Origin of the sequence: Microvirga arvi (assembly GCF_016892765.1) — a bacterium.
Classification (GTDB): domain Bacteria; phylum Pseudomonadota; class Alphaproteobacteria; order Rhizobiales; family Beijerinckiaceae; genus Microvirga; species Microvirga arvi.
The window spans coordinates 1-1,377 of sequence record NZ_JAFEMD010000175.1 but is presented as its reverse complement, the minus strand read 5'-3'; the positions used below and the strand labels follow the sequence as shown (position 1 = coordinate 1,377).

At 62.7% G+C, this 1,377-nt stretch carries 2 protein-coding genes; both read right to left on the bottom strand.

The features are described 5' to 3' along the window. Positions 1 to 30: 30 nt before the first annotated feature. Positions 31 to 750, bottom strand: coding sequence for an ISAzo13 family transposase (locus ILT44_RS30365; protein WP_204243331.1), 720 nt, complete (start codon positions 748 to 750; stop codon positions 31 to 33). Further along, positions 650 to 1,294, bottom strand: coding sequence for an ISAzo13-like element transposase-related protein (locus ILT44_RS30360; protein ID WP_204243330.1), 645 nt, complete (start codon positions 1,292 to 1,294; stop codon positions 650 to 652). Before ILT44_RS30360 ends, ILT44_RS30365 begins: the two co-directional genes overlap by 101 nt. Between the last annotated feature and the right edge of the window lie 83 nt (positions 1,295 to 1,377).

The window sequence follows — 1,377 nt, the reverse complement described above, 5'->3', positions numbered from 1 at the left end:
TTAGGGCTTGGCAGGCAACTATTTGCCAATTCAAGTTCGCGGCGAGAGCGTGTAATTCCACGTGGGACAGACGGCATGCGGCCTCAGGTGGAGGCGACGCATAACCTCGTCGGAGACCCGCTCCCCGGTCTCATTGCCACCGCGCTTGAGGCGAGCATTCACCCGCAGCCCGGCTGCCGTGACGGTTCCGGCAATGTAGCGGACAATCGTCGCAAAGGTTCGTAGCGGCACGCCAGCCCAGTTCAAGCTGATGAAGCTGAAGAGCCGGTGCTCAATTGGGTTCCACTTCGAGCAGCCGGTGGGATAATGACACACCGTGACCTCGAGTCCGCAGGCATCGCAGAGCTGTTCTTGCAATTGAGCTTTCCAAACCCGCGAGCGGCAACTGTTCGAGCCGCCCGCATCGGCCAGGACGAGTAGACGCTCGGCTTCTGGAAAGCGCTTCTGTCCTTCGCTCCCCCACCAGTCACTGATCGCCTCAACGGCAAAGCGCGGGGTGTCAAAACAATCGCCGATGCACACATAGCCGCTGTTGGTTGTGATCTCGTAGATGCCATAAGGAATGGCCTGACCGACTGCATCCTGCGGCCAGTCGTGCACCAAGACCGGCTCGGCTCTCCGGCACCACGTCTGGCCCGGGTTCTTGAAGTCACCGACCAATTCCTTTTTTTTTCGAATCCACGCTGATGATCGGCTCGCCTGTGGCTGCGAACTGCGCGCGCTGTTCGGCGATGTGCTGGAATTGCGCATCGCGCTCTGGCGGCGTGCTGTGCGCCTCGGTTCGCCGTGCATTGGCTTTGGGCGAGTAGCCCAATTGGCGCAGCAGGCGCGCCACCGTGGGGCGGCTGGCCAGGTGTCCTGCGACGGCAAGCTCATGGCTCAAATGATGCAAAGAACTCCGCTTGGCTTTGGCGTGCCGACCCATCGGGTCACCCGCTGTCTCGCCTTCGAGCAACTCCTCCAAGGTCTGTGGGAGTTCAGGATCCTGGACCTCTCGGGTGGGACGGCCACCACCGGCGACCCGCACGCGCTCGGTAGGGCGGTCAACAAGCCCGGCCTCGAGCTCGCGACGGCCGCGCCGGATGGTATGGGGGCTCAAGCCCGTGATCTGGGCAAGCCGCTGAGTGCCACCCCGGCCGATCCGCATCGCCTCAAACGCGATAAACCACCGGCGCTGCTGTTCGTCGAGCCGGCTGGCAAGCAGGTTGATCTGCCGATGAAGCATGCGGTCCGGATGGGGCTTGCGCGAGTGACACTTGGGGCATCCGCACGGGTGGAGGGAGGGTTGCGCCATCGGCAGCTCCGTTCAGAACGGATGGTCCTTCTTCCAACAACGCACCAGTTGCCCATTTGGGCAGGTTATTGCCTGCCAAGCCC